At 67.9% G+C, this 19,573-nt stretch carries 16 protein-coding genes; 4 read left to right on the top strand and 12 right to left on the bottom strand.

Annotated features, from left to right (window positions below):
• The first annotated feature begins 834 nt into the window (after nucleotides 1-834).
• Complete coding sequence (locus ACFFJC_RS18975; RefSeq protein ID WP_379488967.1) at nucleotides 835-1,605, top strand: helix-turn-helix domain-containing protein; 771 nt, start codon at nucleotides 835-837, stop codon at nucleotides 1,603-1,605.
• 139 nt (nucleotides 1,606-1,744) lie between these two features.
• Here the strand turns inward: ACFFJC_RS18975 and ACFFJC_RS18970 are convergent, their stop codons facing one another.
• Both ACFFJC_RS18970 and ACFFJC_RS18965 read right to left on the bottom strand, forming a co-directional pair.
• Nucleotides 1,745-3,082 (bottom strand): amidohydrolase family protein, encoded by a 1,338-nt coding sequence (locus ACFFJC_RS18970; protein WP_379488966.1) that lies wholly within the window; start codon nucleotides 3,080-3,082, stop codon nucleotides 1,745-1,747.
• Entirely contained in the window at nucleotides 3,073-3,903 is an 831-nt protein-coding gene (locus ACFFJC_RS18965) for a DUF2889 domain-containing protein (RefSeq protein WP_379488965.1), read from the bottom strand. The genes ACFFJC_RS18970 and ACFFJC_RS18965 overlap by 10 nt, the downstream gene beginning before the upstream one ends.
• 347 nt (nucleotides 3,904-4,250) lie before the next feature.
• Between ACFFJC_RS18965 and ACFFJC_RS18960 the strand changes: the two genes are divergently transcribed.
• Nucleotides 4,251-6,443: an acyl-CoA dehydrogenase family protein gene (locus ACFFJC_RS18960; protein ID WP_379488964.1), complete on the top strand. Its 2,193-nt coding sequence runs from the start codon at nucleotides 4,251-4,253 to the stop codon at nucleotides 6,441-6,443.
• A 10-nt stretch (nucleotides 6,444-6,453) separates the two neighbouring features.
• Entirely contained in the window at nucleotides 6,454-7,272 is an 819-nt protein-coding gene (locus ACFFJC_RS18955) for an enoyl-CoA hydratase/isomerase family protein (RefSeq protein WP_379488963.1), read from the top strand.
• A gap of 94 nt (nucleotides 7,273-7,366) precedes the next feature.
• Here ACFFJC_RS18955 and ACFFJC_RS18950 read toward each other — a convergent pair whose 3' ends face one another.
• The 10 genes from ACFFJC_RS18950 to cysD all read right to left on the bottom strand — a co-directional run bounded on the left by ACFFJC_RS18950 (nucleotide 7,367) and on the right by cysD (nucleotide 18,440).
• On the bottom strand, nucleotides 7,367-8,128 hold the full coding sequence (locus tag ACFFJC_RS18950) for a TetR/AcrR family transcriptional regulator (protein ID WP_379488962.1): 762 nt from the start codon (nucleotides 8,126-8,128) through the stop codon (nucleotides 7,367-7,369).
• A 13-nt stretch (nucleotides 8,129-8,141) separates the two neighbouring features.
• On the bottom strand, nucleotides 8,142-9,623 hold the full coding sequence (locus tag ACFFJC_RS18945; protein WP_379488961.1) for an aldehyde dehydrogenase family protein: 1,482 nt from the start codon (nucleotides 9,621-9,623) through the stop codon (nucleotides 8,142-8,144).
• Between the two features lie 34 nt (nucleotides 9,624-9,657).
• Nucleotides 9,658-10,395, bottom strand: a complete 738-nt coding sequence (locus ACFFJC_RS18940; protein WP_379488960.1) for an SDR family oxidoreductase — start codon at nucleotides 10,393-10,395, stop codon at nucleotides 9,658-9,660.
• A 139-nt stretch (nucleotides 10,396-10,534) separates the two neighbouring features.
• A complete protein-coding gene (locus tag ACFFJC_RS18935) occupies nucleotides 10,535-10,966 on the bottom strand; it encodes a nuclear transport factor 2 family protein (protein WP_379488959.1) in 432 nt (143 codons plus the stop codon).
• Between the two features lie 5 nt (nucleotides 10,967-10,971).
• Nucleotides 10,972-12,678, bottom strand: a complete 1,707-nt coding sequence (locus ACFFJC_RS18930) for a class I adenylate-forming enzyme family protein (RefSeq protein WP_379488958.1) — start codon at nucleotides 12,676-12,678, stop codon at nucleotides 10,972-10,974.
• 54 nt (nucleotides 12,679-12,732) lie between these two features.
• Nucleotides 12,733-13,716: an acrylyl-CoA reductase (NADPH) gene (gene acuI, locus ACFFJC_RS18925; protein WP_379488957.1), complete on the bottom strand. Its 984-nt coding sequence runs from the start codon at nucleotides 13,714-13,716 to the stop codon at nucleotides 12,733-12,735.
• A gap of 150 nt (nucleotides 13,717-13,866) precedes the next feature.
• Nucleotides 13,867-14,535 (bottom strand): TetR/AcrR family transcriptional regulator, encoded by a 669-nt coding sequence (locus ACFFJC_RS18920; RefSeq protein WP_379488956.1) that lies wholly within the window; start codon nucleotides 14,533-14,535, stop codon nucleotides 13,867-13,869.
• Between the two features lie 130 nt (nucleotides 14,536-14,665).
• Nucleotides 14,666-15,403, bottom strand: coding sequence for a 3'(2'),5'-bisphosphate nucleotidase CysQ (locus ACFFJC_RS18915; RefSeq protein ID WP_379488955.1), 738 nt, complete (start codon nucleotides 15,401-15,403; stop codon nucleotides 14,666-14,668).
• Nucleotides 15,403-17,340 carry a sulfate adenylyltransferase subunit CysN gene (cysN, locus tag ACFFJC_RS18910; RefSeq protein ID WP_379488954.1) on the bottom strand — a complete coding sequence of 646 codons (1,938 nt, stop codon included), beginning with the start codon at nucleotides 17,338-17,340 and terminating at the stop codon, nucleotides 15,403-15,405. The genes ACFFJC_RS18915 and cysN overlap by 1 nt, the downstream gene beginning before the upstream one ends.
• A gap of 98 nt (nucleotides 17,341-17,438) precedes the next feature.
• Entirely contained in the window at nucleotides 17,439-18,440 is a 1,002-nt protein-coding gene (cysD, locus tag ACFFJC_RS18905) for a sulfate adenylyltransferase subunit CysD (protein WP_379488953.1), read from the bottom strand.
• Between the two features lie 11 nt (nucleotides 18,441-18,451).
• Here cysD and ACFFJC_RS18900 point away from each other — a divergent pair, with 11 nt between their 5' ends.
• Nucleotides 18,452-19,534 (top strand): helix-turn-helix transcriptional regulator, encoded by a 1,083-nt coding sequence (locus tag ACFFJC_RS18900; protein ID WP_379488952.1) that lies wholly within the window; start codon nucleotides 18,452-18,454, stop codon nucleotides 19,532-19,534.
• Nucleotides 19,535-19,573: the final 39 nt, after the last annotated feature.

The raw sequence follows: 19,573 nt of genomic DNA, 5'->3' as shown, positions 1-19,573 counted from the left end.
GCCGGGGCGATCGAGTTCGGCCGTGACCTCGTCCTCCCGCCGGGTGAGCATGACGCGTCCTTCCGGCACCGCACCCGTCCGGGGGACGCGACCTGCGATCCACGCCTTGTGCGCCTCGCTCCCCTGCAGCATCGCATAGGCCCACGACTCTGCATCAAGGCCCGCTTCCCACGACAGCGAAGGGAGCACCCGGAGCAATTGCACCAGAGTCGCGGCGGCGAACGGCTGTGCCAACGCGGCCGCGACGAGTGGCCTCGCTTCATCCCGCGTGGCGACCACCGTATCCATGTACGTGGCCAGGGGATGGGCTGCATCGCCTATCCCGATCACCGGGCAGGCGGGGATTCGCGGGCCCTCTATGTTCGGCGGCACCTGGTCGAGAGACACGAGCAGGATCGCCTGATCCCAGCCTTGTCCGTGCTGGACAAAGTCGTGAACCGACTGCGTCAAATGGCCCAAATCCAAGGTTCTTCTTCGATTCCAGAGTGATTGCCACGGTTCGATGCGGAACATGGACCGGAGCGGCGCCGTTGACCAGTCCCCGCGCTCCCGACATACTCGAACGCGTCGGGAGGAGCGAGCGGAAGCGGATGCATCCGTTCCCGAGGCAGCCAAGCTCCCCATCAGGTTCGTATACAAAAGTGGTGCTTGATGAACACCGCTGTTGATGCTAACCCAAGTCAGCAAAAAACGAGAATGACTCAGTTATCTGGGCAACGACTCGGGGATTGAGGCACTCGGCAAGAAGATCGAGTTCATCAACCAATCGGAGGGAGGAGAGACCTCATGGCTGGCAAGACGTCGTCATCGAATAAGGCTAAGATCGCAAGGCGCGTGATCGAGGTACTGGAGTACTTCGACGATGCCCATCGCGAAGCAACTGTCATGGACATCGTGCGGCGCTACAATCGCCCGCAGTCCAGCACTTCGGAACTTCTGTCGAGCCTGGTGGAACTCGGGCTTCTTCACAAGGATCCCTATTCCCGCGCCTACAGCCTCACCCCGCGCGCGGCGCTGATCGGCACCTCCGGCCAGCCCGAACTGGTGCGCGACGGGCGGATCGTGCGCCTGATGGACCGTCTGGTGGCGCAGACCGGCCTCTCGGTCGCCCTGCACTCGATGGTCGGCCTCGACGCGCAGATCGTGAACTGGCGCCATGGTCCGCGTGCGCTTGCCGCCACGCGCGAACTGGCCGGCGGCGTCAAGGAGCCGCTGGCCCGCAGCGCCCCGGGCTGGCTGATGCTGTCCACGGTCGCGCGCCAGCGCTGCGAGGGCATGGTGCGCCGCCTGAACGCGGAAGCCGCCGAGCAGGAGAAGTTCGCCTTTTCCGAGATGATGGCCCGGATCGACGGCTGTCGCGAGCCGCGCCACCTGTTCGGCCCTGCCGGCTTCGGCACGGGCGCGGATGCCCTCAGCGGCCTCGTCCCGCGCCAGCCCGAAGGCCACCCCCTGGTGGTCAGCGTGATCTACGGCAAGGACGACAAGGTGAATCCGGAAGCGCTGTTCCAGTGCCTGAGCGACGCCATGCGCGCCTGCCTGCCGGACGGCCCTTCGCACCACCATCACCAGCAGTCGACGGTCGAGCAGTTCTCGCACGCCGCCTGATCCATTCCGAACCCAACGGAAAGCACCCCGCGAGGCCACTTGCGGGGTGCTTTTTTTTTCGCGTCAGGCGATGATGCCGGGATACCCCCCCTGCCCCGCGGCCGGGGATCGCTCCCCGACCGCGGAGGGCGCGTGTCGGTCAGGCCTCCTGCGCCATGCGGCTCATCCGATCGGCATCCTCGTGGCGCACGAACATCTTCATGATGTCGCCCGAAGTCACCGGGCGCACTTCGCCCTCCGCCAGGGGCCGCTCGCCCAGCGAGGACTTGGGCGTCACGTCGACGCCGGCCTGGCGCGCCTTTTCGCGCAGCGCGCCCACCGTCAGGTCCGCCTTCGCGTGATGTTGGAAGGGATCGAAACGGAACCAGCGCATTGCGTTCAGGTGCGTGATCTTGTCGATCTGCGCGTCCGTGAGGTGATTGATCGTAGGCCACAGCCGCTCCGGCACCTCGGGCCACAGCGTGTCCGAGTGCGGGTAGTCGCACTCGTAGGCGATGTTGTCCTCGCCGATGAAGCCGATGTTCTGCAGGCCGAAGGCATCGTCGATGAAGCAGTTGAGGAAGTGCCGCCTGAACATCTCGCTCGGCTTCAGCTGCTGGAAGCGCGAGTGGGTCCAGTACTTGTGGCGCGAGTTCGAGAAGTCGGCGCGCTCGGTGAAATAGGGCACCCAACCGATCGACCCCTCGGACAGGGCGATGCGCAGGTCCGGGTAGTCGTGCAGCGCCTCCAGTTGCAGCCAGTCCGACGCGGCATAGGCAATCGTCATCGGCATGGTCGAGATCCACGCTTCGATCGGCGTCTCCATGGAGGCATGCGGAGCCGGGTTGCCGCCGCCGATATGGAGGCAGATCGTCATGTCGAGGTCGTTGATCGCCTTGTAGAACGGATCCCAGTACGCGTTGTGGATGCTGGGAAGCCCCTGGCAGGTCGGGTTTTCGCTGATCGAGACCGTATGGCACCCCTTGTCCGAAACGCGCTTCAGCTCGGCCAGGGTCGCGTCCATGTTCCACGTCGGCAGGATGGCGCAGGGAATGAAGCGGCCGGGGTGGGACCCGCACCATTCGTCGATATGCCAGTCGTTGTAGGCGCTCACGTGCTTGACCGCGAGGTCCTTGTCGGGGACGCGGTGGAGCCGCCCGCCGGCGAAATCGAACACCGAGCCGAAGTTGAGCGAGGCCGCGATGCCGTTGACATCCATGTCCTTCACGCGCTCGTCGACCATGTAGACGCCCTCGCGCAACTGGTCGAGCGAGGTGGGCTCCATCCCGTATTCCTCGAAGGGCCGCCCGACCACCGCGTTGAGCGCCACCGAGGCGAAGCTCTGGCCCTGGTACACCCACACGTCCTTGCCGTTGTCGTCCTTCACCAGCTTCGGCGCGCTTTCGAGCAGCGCACCCGACAGGTGGTTCTTGAACATGTCCGGCGGCTCGCTGATGTGGTCATCGACGCTGATGATGACCATGTCGTTCATTTCCATCTCTCGTCTCCCTTGATCGTGGATGCCGGTGCTTCTTCCCGTTGTTCTGGTTCTTGTCCTTGTCCGGCGCGCGTGACGGCGAAGCGCGTGCGCAGCCGGTCCAAACGCTGCGGCGTCTCGCGGGTGAAGTCCTCCATGGGCGCGGGTCCCACGGCCTTTCCCGCCCGCTCCGGCTGCATCGTGAAGCAGCTCGGCCGGTGAAACAGCGCAGCGCGCTTTTCCTCGTCGGAATACGTGCGGCTGTGAGCCACCAGGCCCGCCCACTGGAGCAGGCGCGCCGCTTCCTGGCGGGCGCCGGACAGGCCTGAGATCCAGTCCCGCAACGAGAGGAGCGAGAGCCCCCGGATCTCCAGGGGCTCGATCAAGGTCCCGTCCTGCTCCACCCACCGGTGCAGCGCCGTACCGCCGCCGCGGATCTCCAGCACGCGCTCACCCGCGTCCGGGTCGCTGACGGCGATCTCGTAGGCTTGGGGCGCGCGATCGCTCGCATGCGCGGCGGCCAGGACCGCGAGGTCGTGCAGATGGGTGCAGTTCGCCTGCTTTTCCCGCCTGGCGGTCACCTCTCTCAGCGGCTGACCCATGAACGTGCGACGGAGTGCCTCCTGCGCCCCCGGGCAGGTCGTCCAGGGCGCCCGGTCCATGAAGGCCTCCACGCCCGTCACGATCCCGTCCCGGTGCCGTAGCTCCACCGCCATGGCGTGCAGGTCGTCCTCCAGCAGCGCAAGAACGCGGCCGGCCGGGTCATTCCCCGCAGGCTCGACCCGGAGGAAGCGCCGGTAGCCGGGCAGCAGGAACGCATCTGCGGGCGCACAGGCGATCACGGCGCTCCTTTCCCAAGACGGATGATCCGCCCGGCAGGCCCGCCCATCGTGGGTCTTCAGCCTTGCCGTTCACGTCCGAGACTATCGCTCCCGCACCGCCCAGGCCATACGGCAAGCGCCGGATCACCAGCCATCGCATGTGCGATTGGCATCCCCGTGCGGGGGCACTGCCCTTGCCCCGGGCGGCGGGAGAGCGAGCCCGTCGCCGACATCGCCGACACTCTCCATCGCGCCCGCGATTGCCACCCGGGCCGGATTGAACGCCTTCGCAACCTGTGTTCAGGACCGATGCGAGAGGCGTGCCTGTCCGCCCCGATCGACAACGATAAGCCCCGGGAAAGCCTGCCATGAACTTCGATCTGACCGACGAACAGGAAATGATGCGCGACACCTTCGCGCGCTTTCTCGACGAGAATTCCAGCACGGTGCGCGTGCGCAAGGCGCATGAGACGGCCGGCTTCGACAGCGCCTTGTGGAGCGGGCTCGCCGACCTCGGCGCCTTCGCCATGCGCGTGCCGGAAGATGCGGGCGGCATGGGGCTCGGACTGTTCGACGCGGCGCTGCTGATGGAAGAGGCCGGGCGGACGCTGGTTTCCGGGCCGCTCGCCGAAGCGCTCGTCGCCGCCCGCCTGCTGGGCCAGCTGGGCGGGCAGGAAGACCTTCTGGAGCAGGCGATCGCCGGCGAGGCGGTGGTCACCATCGCCATGCACGACCTTGCCGAGCGGCCGAAGCAGTGGATCGCGGGCGGGACGGTGGCGCGGGCCGTGATCGCCCGGCGCGGCTCCGAAGTGGTGCTCGCGGTTCTGGCCGAAGGTGCCGCGAAGGCCGAGGAGAACCTCGCCACTACCCCCATCGCCGAGATCGAACTCGCCGCCGCGGAGCTGACCGTGCTCGCGTCCGGCGAGGAAGCGGTGCAGGCGTTCGGCGCCGCGTTGGAGGAGTGGAAGCTCTACATGGCCGTCGCGCTCTCCGGCCTCGGCCGGCAGGCGCTGCAGATGGCGGCCGCCTATGCCGGCGAGCGCAAGGCCTTCGGCCAGCTCATCGGCACCTTCCAGGGCATCTCGCACCCGCTTGCCGACCTCGTGTGCGACACCGACGGTGCCAAGTTCCTCGCGTGGAAGGCGATCCGCGACATCTTCGACGGCTCGGCGGAAGCCGGCCCGACGATCTCGCTCGCCTACTGGTACGCCTGCGACGCGGCGGCGCGCGCGGTGGCGCAGGGGCTGCACACCTTCGGCGGCTACGGCCTGTCGAACGAGTACGACATCCACCTCTACAACCTGCGGGCCAAGGCCTGGCCGCTGGTCGCGGGCGACCCGGCGCTCGCGCTGGAGGAAGCCGGCCGCCGGCTCTATGCCGGAGAGCAGCCCGCGCTGCCGGAATCGGGCGAGGTGCCCCTCGACTTCGACCTCGGGGACGAGGCGCGGCAGGTCTGCGCCGAGATCGCCGAGCTCTTCGCCACCAAGGTGACGCCGGAGCAAAAGGCCAAGTTCCACTACTCCTGGGAAGGCTACGTCCCCGAAGTCCACAAGATGCTGGCCGAGCACAATCTGCTCTTCCCGGGCCTACCGGAGCATCTCTCCGGCCGCAACATCACGCCCTACGCCCGCATCGCGGCGATGGGCGAGATGGAACGGCAGGGCTACAACACGCCCGGCGCGAACGTGGCCGCGATGGTCGCCATGGTGATCGACAAGTACGGGAGCGACGAGCTCAAGGCCGAAGTGCTGCCGCAGATCGTCAACGGCGACGTGCTCTGCTCGCTGGGCTACTCCGAGCCGTCCTGCGGCTCCGACGTCTTCGCCGCGCAGTGCAAGGCGACGCAGCAGGAAGACGGCTCCTGGCGCATCGACGGCACCAAGATGTGGACCAGCGGCGCCAACCTCTCCACCTACGTGCTGATGCTCACACGGACCAACCCGGATGTGCCCAAGCACAAGGGCCTGACCATGTTCATCGTCCCGCTCAAGACGGAGGGCGTCACCGTCCAGGCGGTCCACACCTTCCAGGACGAGCGCACCAACGTCACCTTCTACGACGGGGTGGTGGTGCCGGACTCGTGGCGCCTGGGCGAGATCGACGGCGGCGTGAAGACGATGAGCGCCGCGCTCGAGCTGGAGCACGGCGGCGGCTTCTCCAAGGTCATGAAGGCCATGATCGAGGCGGCCGAGGCGCTGACCGAAGAGCTCGGCATTGCCGGCGAGGTGCGCACGCAGTGCCGCCTGGCGCGCAGCGTGGCGCACTTGTGGATCTCCGACATGCTGACCTACCGCTCGCAGTGGGCCAGTGTCGAGAAGAAGCCGAACCACGGCTTCGGACCGATGTCGAAGATGTATTCCTCCGAAAAGTTCCTCAGCGACAGCCGCGATCTGCTCGACCTCACGGCGCCGGTCTCGCTGTCCAAGCGCGAGGGGCCTGCGGGCTTCCTGAACCAGTGCTATCGCCACGCTGCCGGCACCACGATCTACGGCGGCACCAGCGAGGTCCATCGCTCGATGGTGGCCGAACGCGGCCTGGGCCTGCCGCGCACCCGTGGCTGAGGAGACCGCAATGACCGACGAAGCACCGCACCTGCTGACCGAGGAACGCGACGGCATCCTGGTCGCCACGCTGAATCGCCCCGACAAGCTCAACGCGATCAGCCGCGAGATGATGGACCTGCTGACGGCGGCGGTGCTGCGCCTGCGCGACACGCCCGAGCTCAAGGTCATGCTGATTCGCTCCACCGGCCGCTACTTCAGCTCGGGCGCCGATCTGCGCGGAGGCAACCAGAATACGATCTCGCCGGTCTACAACAGCGCCAGCGCGCGCGGCATCCGCGAGAACCACAGGCTCAACCTCAACAACATGCAGCAGCTGTGGGACGAGATGGAGCACATCGAGAAGCCCATCGTCGTCGCCCACCACGCCATGTGCGTGGGCGGCGGGCTGGAGATGAGCCTCTCGTGCGACTTCCGCCTGGCCGCAAAGAGCGCGGGCTACGCGTTCCCCGAAGGCCTGTTCGGCGTGCTGCCGGCCTCCGGCGGCGTCTCGCGCCTGACGCGGATCTGCGGTCCGCACTGGACCCGCTGGCTGGTCATGGCCAACAAGCCCGCCAGCGCGGACATGGCCTTCACCATGGGCCTCGTCCATCAGGTCTACGAGGACGCAACCTTCGAGCAGGAGGTGATGGACTTCTGTCGCCACCTGACCAAGCAGAACGGCGAGCAGATGGGCGCCGCCAAGGTCGCGATCGAGCTCTGTGCCGAGGTCGGCCGGGATTCCGCCCGGCACGTCGAGCGCATGGCGAACAGCGCCTTGATGCTGAACCCGGACTACATCAAGGGCATGGAAGCCTACCTCAAGGGCGTGGGCGGCAAGTCCAAGTAAGTTCACCGGCGCGGCTCGCGCTGCCGCGCCCGCATCCAGATCGGACAGAGGCGGAGACTCCGCTTCCGGATCGCTCTGACGCGGCGGCCGGTGGTCAGTCCAGCAGTGCCACCGGCCGCTCGCCGCAACCGCCCGAGCGCGCATCCGCGATGGCGAACTCCATCAGCCGCGCGCCGGGGACGAGGTAGCGATCCTCGCTCAGTTCGGGCTCGATGCCGACGAGGCGGCGCAGTTCGCGATCGGTCACCAGCGTCACCGAGCGCTCGATCCCGATCATGACCATCGTCGCCATGGAGGTATGGGGCCCGAGACCCATCGCCTCCTGGCCCATCTGCCGCAGCAGCAGCGCGATGATGGGACGGCTGCTGACGATGCGATGCCGCACCATCCGCGCGTCCTGCTGGTCGGCGAGCGCGTTGCGCAAGTGCAGCAGGCGGGAATGGCGCAACCAGAATGCGTGGTAGGCGCGGACGAACCGGTAGCAGTGGTCGAACAGGGCATCATCGGGCCAACGCTCGCGCAGGACGCACAGATAATCCTGCTCGGCCGTCGCCATGACCGGATCGAGCACGGCCAGGAGCAGCTCGGTCATGTCCGTGAAGTAGTTGTAGACCGAGGTCATGCCCAGCGAGACCCGGCGCGCCACCCGGCCCAGCGTGACCGGCTCGTCCGTGTTCTCGATCACTTCGAGCGCGGCGGCGAGGATGCGCTCGCGCGTCACCCTCCCCTTGCGGCCGAGCTTCTGGCCGTTGACGTTGTGGCTGACTTCGGCGCAGGCCTGGATCACCGCCGCCGCCAGCGACGGATCAACCCCGGCGAGGTGATCCGTCTCGACGGTCTCAGGCCCGTCCACCATCGTCGGGCTCGTCTCAGGCAGGCTCCGCCTGCGCGACCGGCCACGCCAGCATCTTGACGTCGGTGTACTCCTCGATGCCCTCGAGGCCCCATTCGCGGCCCATGCCGCTGGCCTTGAAGCCGCCGAACGGGATGTCGCCCGAGATGCACATGCCGTTGTTGACGCTCATCGAGCCGGTGCGCACGCGCCGGGCGATGTTGATCGCGCGGTCGTGGCTGCCCGAAACGCCGCCGGACAGGCCGTAGGAGCTTTCGTTGGCGATCCGAATCGCGTCCTCGTCGTCCTCGTAGGGGATCACCACCAGGACCGGCCCGAAGATCTCCTCCTGGGCGATCCGCATGTCGTTGGTGACGTCGACGAAGCAGGTGGGCTCGACGAAGAAGCCGCCGCCCTTGTCCGGGCGGATATTGCCGCCCACCAGCAGCGTCGCGCCCTCTTCCTGGCCGAGGTCGATGTAGCTCTTGACCCGCTCCATCTGGCGGCGGGACACCACCGGGCCCATGATGTGCGCCGGGTCGTTGGGATCGCCCCAGTTGTCGCCGAACTGGCCGTAGGCGCCCTTGAGGATAGCCTTGGCCTCCTCGTAGCGGCTCTTGGGGACGAGCAGGCGCGACTGCACCGCGCAGCCCTGCCCGGCGTGGAACACCAGCATGGTCATCGCCACGTCCATCGCGAAGTTGGGCGCGTCGTCGAGCACGATCTTGGCGGACTTGCCACCCAGTTCGAGGAACACCCGCTTCAGCGTGGCAGCCCCCTGCTCCATGATGCGCTTGCCCACGCCGGTGGAGCCAGTGAACGAGATGAGATCGACGCGCGGGTCCTGCACCAGCATCTCGCCCGCCAGGGCTGGATCGGCGCCGAAGACCACGTTGATGACGCCTGCCGGGAACCCGGCTTCCGCCGCCAGCTCACCGAAGATCGCGCCCATCCCGGGGGTGTTCGGCGCGGGCTTGAGGATGACGGTGCAGCCTGCCAGAAGCGCGGCGACGACCTTGCCGATGTTGACGTAGAGCGGGACGTTCCAGGGCGTGATCGCTCCCACGACCCCGACCGCCTCGCGCACGCCGAGACGCTTGTGGATCATCCCGAAGGCCGGCTTCTCGCCGTAGTCCTTCTCCCACTCGATCTTGTCGAAGACGGTCATGTAGTCGTCCCAACCGTCGAGGGCCATGTCGACGTGCGCCCGGTTCACCGCGCCCAGCGCCGCACCGGCTTCGTGCATGGCGAGCTGGCCGAGCCGCGCCCGGTCCCGCTCGAACAGCTCGCGGTACTTGCGCACGAGCGCCACGCGCTTCTCGACGTTGGTGGACCAGTCGGTGGTGTCGAAGGCCCGCCGCGCCGCCGCGATCGCCTCGTCCACGTCCGCCGCCGTGGCATCGGCAGCCTTGCCGGCCGGTTCGCCGGTCCAGGGGCTGATCACGTCGAAGGTCGCGCCCCCGGTCGCATCGCGAAGCTTGCCGTCGATGTAGAGCCGGGCGTCGGGAAGAGTGGTCATTGTCGGGGTCCTTGGCAAGAAATCGGAGAAGGGATCAGGGCCTGCGCCCGCCGATGACGAGGTGCGGAACGTGGACGTCGGCCGGCAGGTCGACGACCGCGAGGAACACGTCGGTGACCGAGTTCGAGTGCGACACCGGCCGGGCCCGCAGGTCCAGCCCGTTCTTCGCGCAACCGGCGTGGAAGCGCATCGCCGCGTCGCGGTCCCAGTTGGGCAATTCCTTGCTCTCGTCGAACATCGAGCCGGCGCGCAGCAGCGTGACGCGGATGCCGCTCTCGTCCAGTTCGCGCTCGAGGGCGGCGGTGAACATCTCCAGCCCCGCCTTTGTGCACTGGTACAGCGAGAGCATGACGAAAGGCAGGTCGATGGATTCGCTGCCGACGTTGATGATGAGGCCGCCGCGCTCCATCATCGGGATGGCCGCGCGGCAGCAGTAGATCGGGCCGTTGAGGTTGGTGGCGATGATGCCGTCGATCTGCCCGTCGGTCGCTTCGGCCACGGTGAAGGGCTCGTAGACCGCGGCGTTGTTGATGAGCACGTCGATGCGCGGGTGCGCCTCGGCGATGGTGGCGAAGGCAGCGCGCACGGAATCGGCGCTCGCCACGTCACATTCGACGGCCAGCGCGTCCCCGCCCAGTTCATCGGCAAGGGCCTGCACCTTGGAAAGGGTACGGCCGAGCAGGACTACCGTCTCCCCCTCGGCGGCGAACCGCCGCGCCAGGGACTTGCCGAGACCCGCTCCGGCACCGGTGATGACGATCGTCTTGCCCACGCTTGCTCCCTCTCATGCCAGCGCCCGCTGCCTGCAGGTCGCTCGATTTCTCGGGAGCATAACGGCTCCCCTATCACCCGCCTATCGCGGTCACGATAGATCGCCCCGGCGCCCGTCCGACGCGCCCCGGCGATACCGCTCAGGTCGCGCGCGGGTCCGGTCGCCGGTCCATGTCGAGGATGAGCCGCGTCAGCGTCTGCTCGGCAATCTTCCAGCCTTCCGGGGTGCGCAGGCAGACCTCGTGATAGTGACCGTAGCCGGTCAGTGCGAAATCGTCCTTGATGACGCGGTCCTGCATCGCCCAGACGACCTCGGCGCGGTCGCCCTCGATCGAGATCTGCGGCGAGTGGATCTGGTGCGCCGTGCGGGCGTCCGCCAGCGCCTGGGAGACCTGCGCCACGAAGCGGTCGCGGCCCTCCTCGCGGGTGCCCCCGCTCGGCCTTGTATCGACAACGCAGTCCTCGGTGAAGAGCTGCTTCCAGCCCTCCCAATCCTTGGTGTCGAGCAGGCGGCAATAGGCCGCCTTGAGGTTGCAGATCGCGAGCCAGTCGGCGAAGTCGGGCGTTGCCATCCCGGTCAGCCCGCCAGGCGACCGGCCGCCAGCTTGCGCAGCTCGGCGGTCTTGATCTTCGCGCTCCCGGTGGTCTCGAGGTCCGATTCCGCGACGAACAGGATGCGGCGGGGCAACTTGTAGCTGGCCAGCTTCTCCTTCGCGAAGTCGCGGATCGCCTCGGGCGTGGGTGCGGTGCCCTCGACCGGGACGATGCAGGAGACCACCAGTTCGCCCAGCAGTTCGTCGGGCACACCCACCGTCTGCGAGACCTTCACCTCGGGGTGGGCGCGGATCACCTCGTCGATCTCCAGCGGCGAGACGTTGGCGCCGCCGGTCTTGATGATGTCGTTGAGGCGGCCTTCCCAGAACAGGCGCCCCTCGCCGTCGATGTAGCCGCCGTCCGCGGTGCGCAGAAAGCCGTCACCGTCGACCGATTCGTCCAGCGGGATGCCGAGGTACCCCAGCATCAGGGTCGGCCCCTTGACCGCGACCTCGCCGCGCTCGCCCAGCGGCATGGTGGCGCCCGTCAGCGGATCGACGATCTTGATGGTGGAGCCGGCCGTCGGGATGCCGTGCGATTTCCCGGCGATCGCCTCCGGGGTGCCCGCGGCGTAGACGGTGATGAGCGTGAAGGTCTCGGTGTTGCCGTAGGCCTGCCCCGGCTCGTCCCAGGTGCTGGACACGGTCGGATGGCGGGCGATCGGCATGTGCCTGTCCACGTAGACCAGCGAGGACAGGTCGACCTGCGCGTAGTTGGGCGCTGCCTCCAGCTGCGGCCACTGGTGCGGCCAGGCCAGCGCCATGTTGGCGCGCTCCTTGGCCATGAGGTCGAGCGCCTCGGCGGCATCGAACCAGCGCTGCAGCACCAGCGTGCCCCCGCGCGAGAGCGTGCCGCCCAGCGCCATCGTGAAGTTGCCGGACCAGAAGAACCCGTTGGCCGACCATGTGCGCGCGGGCAGGTCGTCGCGGATGGCGTACCACTGCGGCCAACGCCAGAGCTGGAGGCACACGCCGCGATGTGCGCTCAGGATGCCCTTGGCCTTGCCGGTCGAGCCGGAGGAGAACAGGAGGATGCCGGGATCGGACGGCGCCACGGCGTCGCTGGCGGCGAGCACGAGATCCTCGTCCACGTCCTCACCGCGGGCGAGGAAGGCGTCGAAGGACTCGATCATGCCGTGGGGCCGGTCGGCGCCGATCATGGCGGCGTAGCGAAGGAAGGGGAACTTGCGCGATGCCAGTGCCCCGGGCTGCGCGTCCAGTACCGCCGGCTCCAGCTCGGCCAGCATGTCCGCGAAGTCCTTGCGCAGCACCGAGCGCTCCAGCAGGAGCACCGAGACGCCCGATGCCTTGAGCACCACCTCCAATTCGGTGGGCGTGAAGAACGTGCTGATCGGCGTCGCCACGCACCCGGCGAGCGCTGCCCCGAACGCGGTCGAAAGGAACTCCAGCCGGTTGGTCATGAGGATGCCGACGCGGGTGCCCTTGCCGGTGCCCAGCGCCAGGAGCGATTGCGCCACCCGCATTGCGTGCGCGTAGAGGTCGTCGTAGGTCCAGCGCACGGCCTTGCCGTCCAGGTGGATCACCGCCGCCTCGCGCGGGCCGTAGCGCTCCACGACCTCGCGCAGGTAGCCACCCAGCGTCAGCGCGCCGATCCCCTGCTCTTCCGCCAGCGGTATGCCGTGGGCTATCGAGAGCCCTTCCACGACCGTCACCGAACCCGTCATTGGCATCCTCGTTGTCATTGCAACCGGGTTCCGGCGGGCGCACGACCCGCCGGCCCTTGCTCAGGCGTTCACGTCGACGATGTAGCGGCCCTTGACCTCGCCCGACATGAACTTGCGCGCGGCCTCCACCGCTTCGCCCAGGCCGATGGTCTGGCCGATGGTCTCGAGCGCGGCGGGATCGAGATCGCGGGCGAGCCGGTCCCACGCCTTGAGGCGCTTGGCCTTCGGCGCCATGACGCTGTCGATGCCGAGCAGCGCGACGCCCCGCAGGATGAAGGGCATGACGGTGGCGGGCAGGTCCGCGCCCTGCGCCAGGCCGCAGGCCGCCACGGCGCCGCCGTACTTCGTCTGCGCGCAGGCATTGGCGAGCGTGAAGCTGCCGGCGGTGTCCACGACGCCCGCCCAGCGCTCCTTCTGCAGCGGCTTGCCCTTCTCCGACAGTTCGGCGCGGTCGATCACCGTCTCCGCGCCCAGCGCCTTCAAATAGTCCGCCTCGGCGGCCTTGCCGGTGAGCGCCGCGACCGAGAAGCCGAGCTTCTTCAGGATGGCGATCGCGACCGAGCCGACGCCGCCGGTGGCGCCGGTGACCAGCACCTCGCCCTGGTCCGGCGTCACGCCCCAGTCGGCCAGCGCGTCGATGCAGAGCGCGGCGGTGTAGCCCGCGGTGCCGATCGCCATCGCCTGCGCCGGCGTGAACGCTGCCGGCAGCGGCACCAGCCAGTCACCCTTCAGCCGTGCCTTCTGCGCCAGGCCACCCCAGTGGACCTCGCCCACGCCCCAGCCGTTGAGGACGACGGTGTCGCCGGCCTTCCAATCGGCATGGCTGCTCTCGGTCACGGTGCCGACGAGGTCGATGCCCGGGACCATCGGGAACTTGCGGACCACGGGCGAGCTGCCGGTGATGGCGAGGCCGTCCTTGAAGTTGAGCGTCGAGAAGGCAACGTCGATCGTCACGTCACCTTCGGGCAGGGCGCTCTCGTCGAGCTGCTGGAGGCCGACGGACTGGCCCTCCTCGGTCTTGTCGATCACGATGGCGGAAAACATGGCTTCAACTCCCTCGTCGGCCCGGCGGGCGGCGAACCTCCCCGTCGTGCTGACGGGTTCGCCCCCTCCCCGTCAATGCCATCGGCGCATGGCATCGCGGAGGCGAAATGGAAGTGTGCAGGCGCGAAGAGAGTGGGCGTGGCAGGCGTGTCAGGGCCGCTCCGCCCCCGGGCCTCCCGCCAGCCGCGCCGCGACTTCCGGGAAGCGTTCGGCGTTCATCGAACCGTACATCGAGAGGCGCAGGATCTCGTGGCTGAAGCGGCGGGACAGGTCGTTGCGCTCCTGGTCGTTCGCGGCGTGCGCGCGCACGAAGATCGGCCAGAAGAACATGCCCGCAAGGTTGAGCACCGAGAGCACCTCCGCGTCCACTCCGGGCATCGCCAGCTTGGTCTCCGCGAAGCGCTGGAGCGATCCCGCGTATTCGCGCCAGAACGGGTCCTGGCTGGGATCGGGCGAGGCAAGGACCTGCTGCAGCCAGACGCGGCAGATCTCCGGGTTTTCCATGGCGAAATCGCAGAGGCGGTCGGTCAGCGCGGCGGTGTCGACCTCCTCCACGCGGCGCTCGCCGATCGTCTCCGGGTCGCCGAAGACGGCGCGGAACAGCTTGTCGGAGACCCAGTCGATGGTGGCCTCGATCAGCTTCTCGCGCGTCTCGAAGTGCTGATAGGCGGTGCCGCGGTTGACCGCCGCCAGATGAGCCACGGCGGAGAGGCTGACGCCCTCCAGCCCGTCCTTGGCAAGCAGGTTGCTGGCCGCCTCGAGGATCGTCTCGCGTGTCGCGGCCGGGTCCCTGACCCGGCGCCTGGCCCTCGCTTCCATACTGCCCCCAACTCTCCGGAAAGGGGCCGGCTATAGCGACGGCGCCACTGAACAGCAATGTTGACTTGGAGACGATCCGCACCGCGGCGCACGATATCGTCGTCCCGGCACGATCCAGGACGACGGACCGTCAGGCCAGCGCCGCCACCTCGCGCAGCACCCTGTCGGCATGCTCCTTCCGGCAGATCAGCAAATCGGGCATGTAGACGTCCTGCTGGTTGTAGACGAGCGGGCTGCCGTCGATGCGCGAGACGTGCAGGCCCCACCCCAGCGCCACCGCGGCCGGGGCGCAGCTGTCCCACTCGTACTGGCCGCCCGAATGGAGGTAGATGTCCGCCTCGCCGCGCAGCACCGCCATGGCCTTGGCCCCGGCCGAGCCCATCGCCACCAGTTCGGCACCGATCGCCTCGGCGACGGCGGTGGCCTCGGGTGCGGGGCGGGTGCGGCTCACCACCATGCGCAGCCTCCCGGGCGCGGCGGGAACCTCCTCGGGCCGGTCCGAACGCAGGACGAGGCCCAGTCCCGGCAGCGCCACCGCGCCCAGCACGGGCGCTCCGTCGACTGCCATGCCGACGTGGACCGCCCAGTCGGCGCGCTCCTCGCCGTACTCGCGCGTACCGTCGACCGGGTCGACGATCCACACGCGGCTGAGCGCCAGGCGCTCGGCGCTGTCCTTCTCCTCCTCGGAGAGCAGGCCATCGTCCGGCCGTTGCTCGCGCAGCGCGTGGCAGAGGAACTGGTTGGCGGTCTGGTCTCCCGCCTTGCCCAGGGCCTTGCCCCCGAACAGGCCGGACGCGCGGACCTGCAGCAGGATCTGCCCCGCCACGCGGGCGAGATGCGCGGCGAGATCGCCGTCGGACAGGCTCATCAGGCGTCTCCCAGCAGAGTGTCGACGATGAGGGTCGCGGCCTCGTCGGGGGACATCGTGGTAGTGTCGATCCGGATCTCGGGGTTGCGCGGCGCTTCGTAGGGACTGTCGATCCCGGTGAAGTTCTTGAGCTCGCCCGACCGCGCCTTCTTGTAGAGCCCCTTCACGTCGCGCGCCTCGGCCACCTTGAGCGGGGTGTCGATGAACACCTCGAGGAACTCGCCTTCGGGCATCATCGCGCGCACCATCTCGCGATCCGCCTGGAAGGGCGAGATGAACGCGGTGATGACGATCAGGCCGGCGTCGGTCATCAGCTTGGCGACCTCGCCCACGCGGCGGATGTTCTCGATCCGGTCGGCCTCGGTGAAGCCCAGGTCCTTGTTCAGGCCATGGCGCACGTTGTCGCCGTCGAGGAGGAAGGTGTGCCGGTTCATCCGATGCAGCTTCTTCTCCACCATGTTGGCGATGGTCGACTTGCCCGATCCCGACAGCCCGGTGAACCACAGCACCGCCGGCTTCTGGTTCTTGAGGTTGGCGTGCTGCCTGCGGTCGATGTCGACGGCCTGCCAATGCACGTTCTGCGAGCGGCGCAGCGAGAAGTTGAGCATGCCCGCGGCGACGGTGGCGTTGGTCATCTTGTCGATCAGGATGAAGCCGCCCAGCGTCCGGTTGTCCGCATAGGGCTCGAACACGATCGCCTTGTCGGTGGTCACTTCCGCGACGCCGATCGCGTTGAGCTCCAGCGTCTTGGCCGCCATGTGGTCCATGGTGTTTACGTTGACCGTGTACTTCGGCTCCTGCACCGTCGCCGAGACCATCTGCGTGCCGAGCTTGAGCCAGTAGGCGCGTCCGGGGACGAGTGCCTCGTCGGCCAGCCACACGATGGTCGATTCGAACTGGTCGGCGGTCTGCGGCGGATTGTCCGCCACCGCGATCACCGAGCCGCGCGAGCAGTCGATCTCGTCCTCGAAGCAGACGGTCACCGACTGGCCGGCGACCGCTTCCTCAAGGTCGCCGTCGAAGGTGACGACGCGGGTGATCGTGCTCGTCTTGCCCGAGGGCAGGACGCGGATCTTGTCGCCGGGCTTCACGCCGCCGGTGGCGATGAGCCCGGAGAAGCCGCGGAAGTCGAGGTTCGGGCGGTTGACCCACTGCACCGGCATGCGGAACGGCTTGTCGGCATCCACCGAGGACAGCACCTCGACCGTCTCCAGGTGCTCCACCAGCGTGGTCCCGGCATACTTGGGCGCGGTGTACCAGGGCGTACTCTCCGACAGCGTCGTGATGTTGTCGCCCTTGAAGCCGGAGATCGGCATCGCGGTGAAGCTCTCGATCCCGATCGAGGCGGCGAACTCGGTGTAGTCCTTGACGATGGCGTCGAACACCGCCTCGTCGTAGTCGACCAGGTCCATCTTGTTGACGGCCAGGACGATGTTCCGGATGCCGATCAGGTGGCACAGGTACGAGTGGCGGCGAGTCTGCACCAGCACGCCCTTGCGCGCATCGATCAGGATGACCGCGAGGTCGGCGGTCGAGGCGCCGGTCACCATGTTGCGGGTGTACTGCTCGTGGCCCGGGCAGTCGGCGACGATGAACTTGCGCTTCTCGGTGTTGAAGAAGCGATAGGCGACGTCGATGGTGATGCCCTGCTCGCGCTCGGCGGCAAGACCGTCCACCAGCAGCGCGAAGTCGATCTCCTGCCCCTGGGTGCCGACCTTCTTGGAGTCGGCGGTCAGCGCGTCGAGCTGATCCTCGAAGATCATCTTGGAATCGTAGAGCAGCCGACCGATCAGCGTGGACTTGCCGTCGTCGACGCTGCCGCAGGTGATGAAGCGCAGCATCGTCTTGTGTTCGTGCTGCACGAGATAGGCGTCGATGTCCTCGGCGATCAGCGCGTCGGTGACGTAGACGGCGTCCTTAGTTTCAGTTTCTGGCATGGAATTCTCTCCGCTTGCCCTGAGCTCGTCGAAGGGCATTGGCGCTACGCTCGAAGGCTTCGACAAGCTCAGCCTGAGCGACAACGGGAACGGGGCTTTTAGAAGTACCCCTGCTGCTTCTTGACCTCCATGCCGGCACCGCCGGCATCCTTGTCGATGGCGCGGCCCTGCCGCTCGGACGTGGTGGTGAGCAGGGTTTCCTGGATCACCTCGGGAAGAGTCTTGGCCTCGCTCTCGACAGCGCCGGTCAGCGGGTAGCAGCCGAGCGTGCGGAAGCGGATCGAGCGCATCACCGGCTCCTCGCCGTCCTTCAGCGGGAAGCGGTCGTCGTCCACCATCAACAGCATGCCGTCGCGCTCGACGGTCGGTCGCTTGTCCGCGAAGTAGAGCGGCACGATCGGGATGTCGTTCAGGTGGATGTACTGCCAGATGTCGAGCTCGGTCCAGTTCGAGATCGGGAAGACGCGGATCGACTCGCCCTTGGCCTTGCGCGCATTGTAGAGGTTCCACAGCTCCGGGCGCTGGTTCTTCGGGTCCCAGCCATGGCTGGAGGTGCGGAACGAGAAGATGCGCTCCTTGGCGCGGCTCTTCTCCTCGTCGCGGCGAGCGCCGCCGAAGGCCGCGTCGAAGCCGTACTTGTCCAGCGCCTGCTTGAGCCCTTCGGTCTTCCACATGTCGGTGTGGAGCGCGCCGTGGTCGAAGGGATTGATGCCCTTCTCCACCGCTTCCGGGTTCTGGTAGACGAGCAGGTCCATGCCACTGTCGCGCGCCATCTTGTCGCGCAGCTCGTACATGGCCTTGAACTTCCAGGTCGTGTCGACGTGGAGCAGCGGGAACGGCGGCGGCGAGGGATAGAACGCCTTGCGCGCGAGGTGCAGCATCACCGCGCTGTCCTTGCCGACCGAATAGAGCATCACCGGCTTCTCGGCCTCGGCGACGACCTCGCGGATGATGTGGATGGATTCGGCCTCAAGCCGTTCGAGGTGTGTGAGCGTCTTCATCAAGGCGTCCCTTCGTTGGGGTGGCCCCTTGCCGGTCAACTTCGCGTCCGTGGGCACGAATCGTTCCTTGCAGGGATGACACAGCGGCAAACCTCCCATATGGGAGGTAGATGGCCCTGACCTCCATCGACGAAACCGATCTCCTGCTGCCGCTGATGCGCGGGATCGGGGAGGAAGCGCAGCTTTCGGAGTTCCTGCGCCGCCTGCGCCATCGCACCGGCGCCGAATCCACGGGCCTCGTGGTGCGACAGGGCGAAGGCCCGCACGCCCAGGCCGTTCGCTTCCGGCCGGCCCCGATGCCGCCGGTCGCCGAGCGCGATCCGTTCGAGGCGCATGCGCTGGAACGGGTCCACTATGACCGCCTGCGGCCGGGCCGGGTGTACGGCGTCGGCGAGTTCGTCGACCACGACCCCGTCTTCCGCGCCGACCGCCAGGCGAAGATGCGCCGGCTGGGCATCGCGGACGAGCGGGTGGTGCGCCTCCCCGACATCGGCGATACCGCTGCCTGGCTGATGCTCGCGCGCGCCCGCGCCTGCGACGCGGCGGACAGCGCCATCCTCGCCACGCTCGTCCCTTACGTCGAAGCCGCATTGCGCAGCTACGTGACGCTCGAAAGCCACCGCATCAGGGCCAGCGTCAGCACCCAGGGGCTGGCCCGGAGCGCGACGGCCTGGATGGTGCTCGATCGGGAGGCCCGGCTGCTCGCTATCGACCCCCGGCTGGACGCCTGGATGCGCGACCACCTCGGGCACGTTCCCCGCCTGGGAGAGCGCCTGCGCGACATGGGCGTCCAGGCCGAGCGCGAGCTCGGCGCCGCCGCCGCAGCCTTCACCTCCGCCGATCCGCCCGCGCCGCGCGCGGTCTTGCTGCACGACCATCCGCGGCTCGAGGCCTTGCTGACGAGCACCGCAGACATGCCGCGCCCCTCCATGCTCGCGCTATGCCGGTTGCCCCATGCCCGCACCCAGGAGAGCGCGGCCCGCCTTGCGCGGCTGTTCGACCTGCCGCCGCGGGAGGCGGAGCTGGCGATCGCCCTGAACGAAGGGCTCTCGATCGCCGAAGCGGCGGAGCGGATGGGGCTGACGCTGGAGACCGCGCGCAACTATTCCAAGCGGCTCTATGCCAAGCTCGGCGTCCGCGGCCAGGCCGAGCTGGTCCGGCTGGTGTGCGACAGCGTGGCGGTGATGGCCTGAGCTAGGCTCCGGACTCAATTGCACCAGAAGATGATGGCA

This window comes from Novosphingobium soli, assembly GCF_042432915.1.
In the GTDB taxonomy this organism is placed as follows: Bacteria; Pseudomonadota; Alphaproteobacteria; order Sphingomonadales; family Sphingomonadaceae; genus Novosphingobium; species Novosphingobium soli.
Note: the sequence above shows the minus strand (reverse complement) of the source record. Positions and strands in the feature narration are given on the sequence as shown.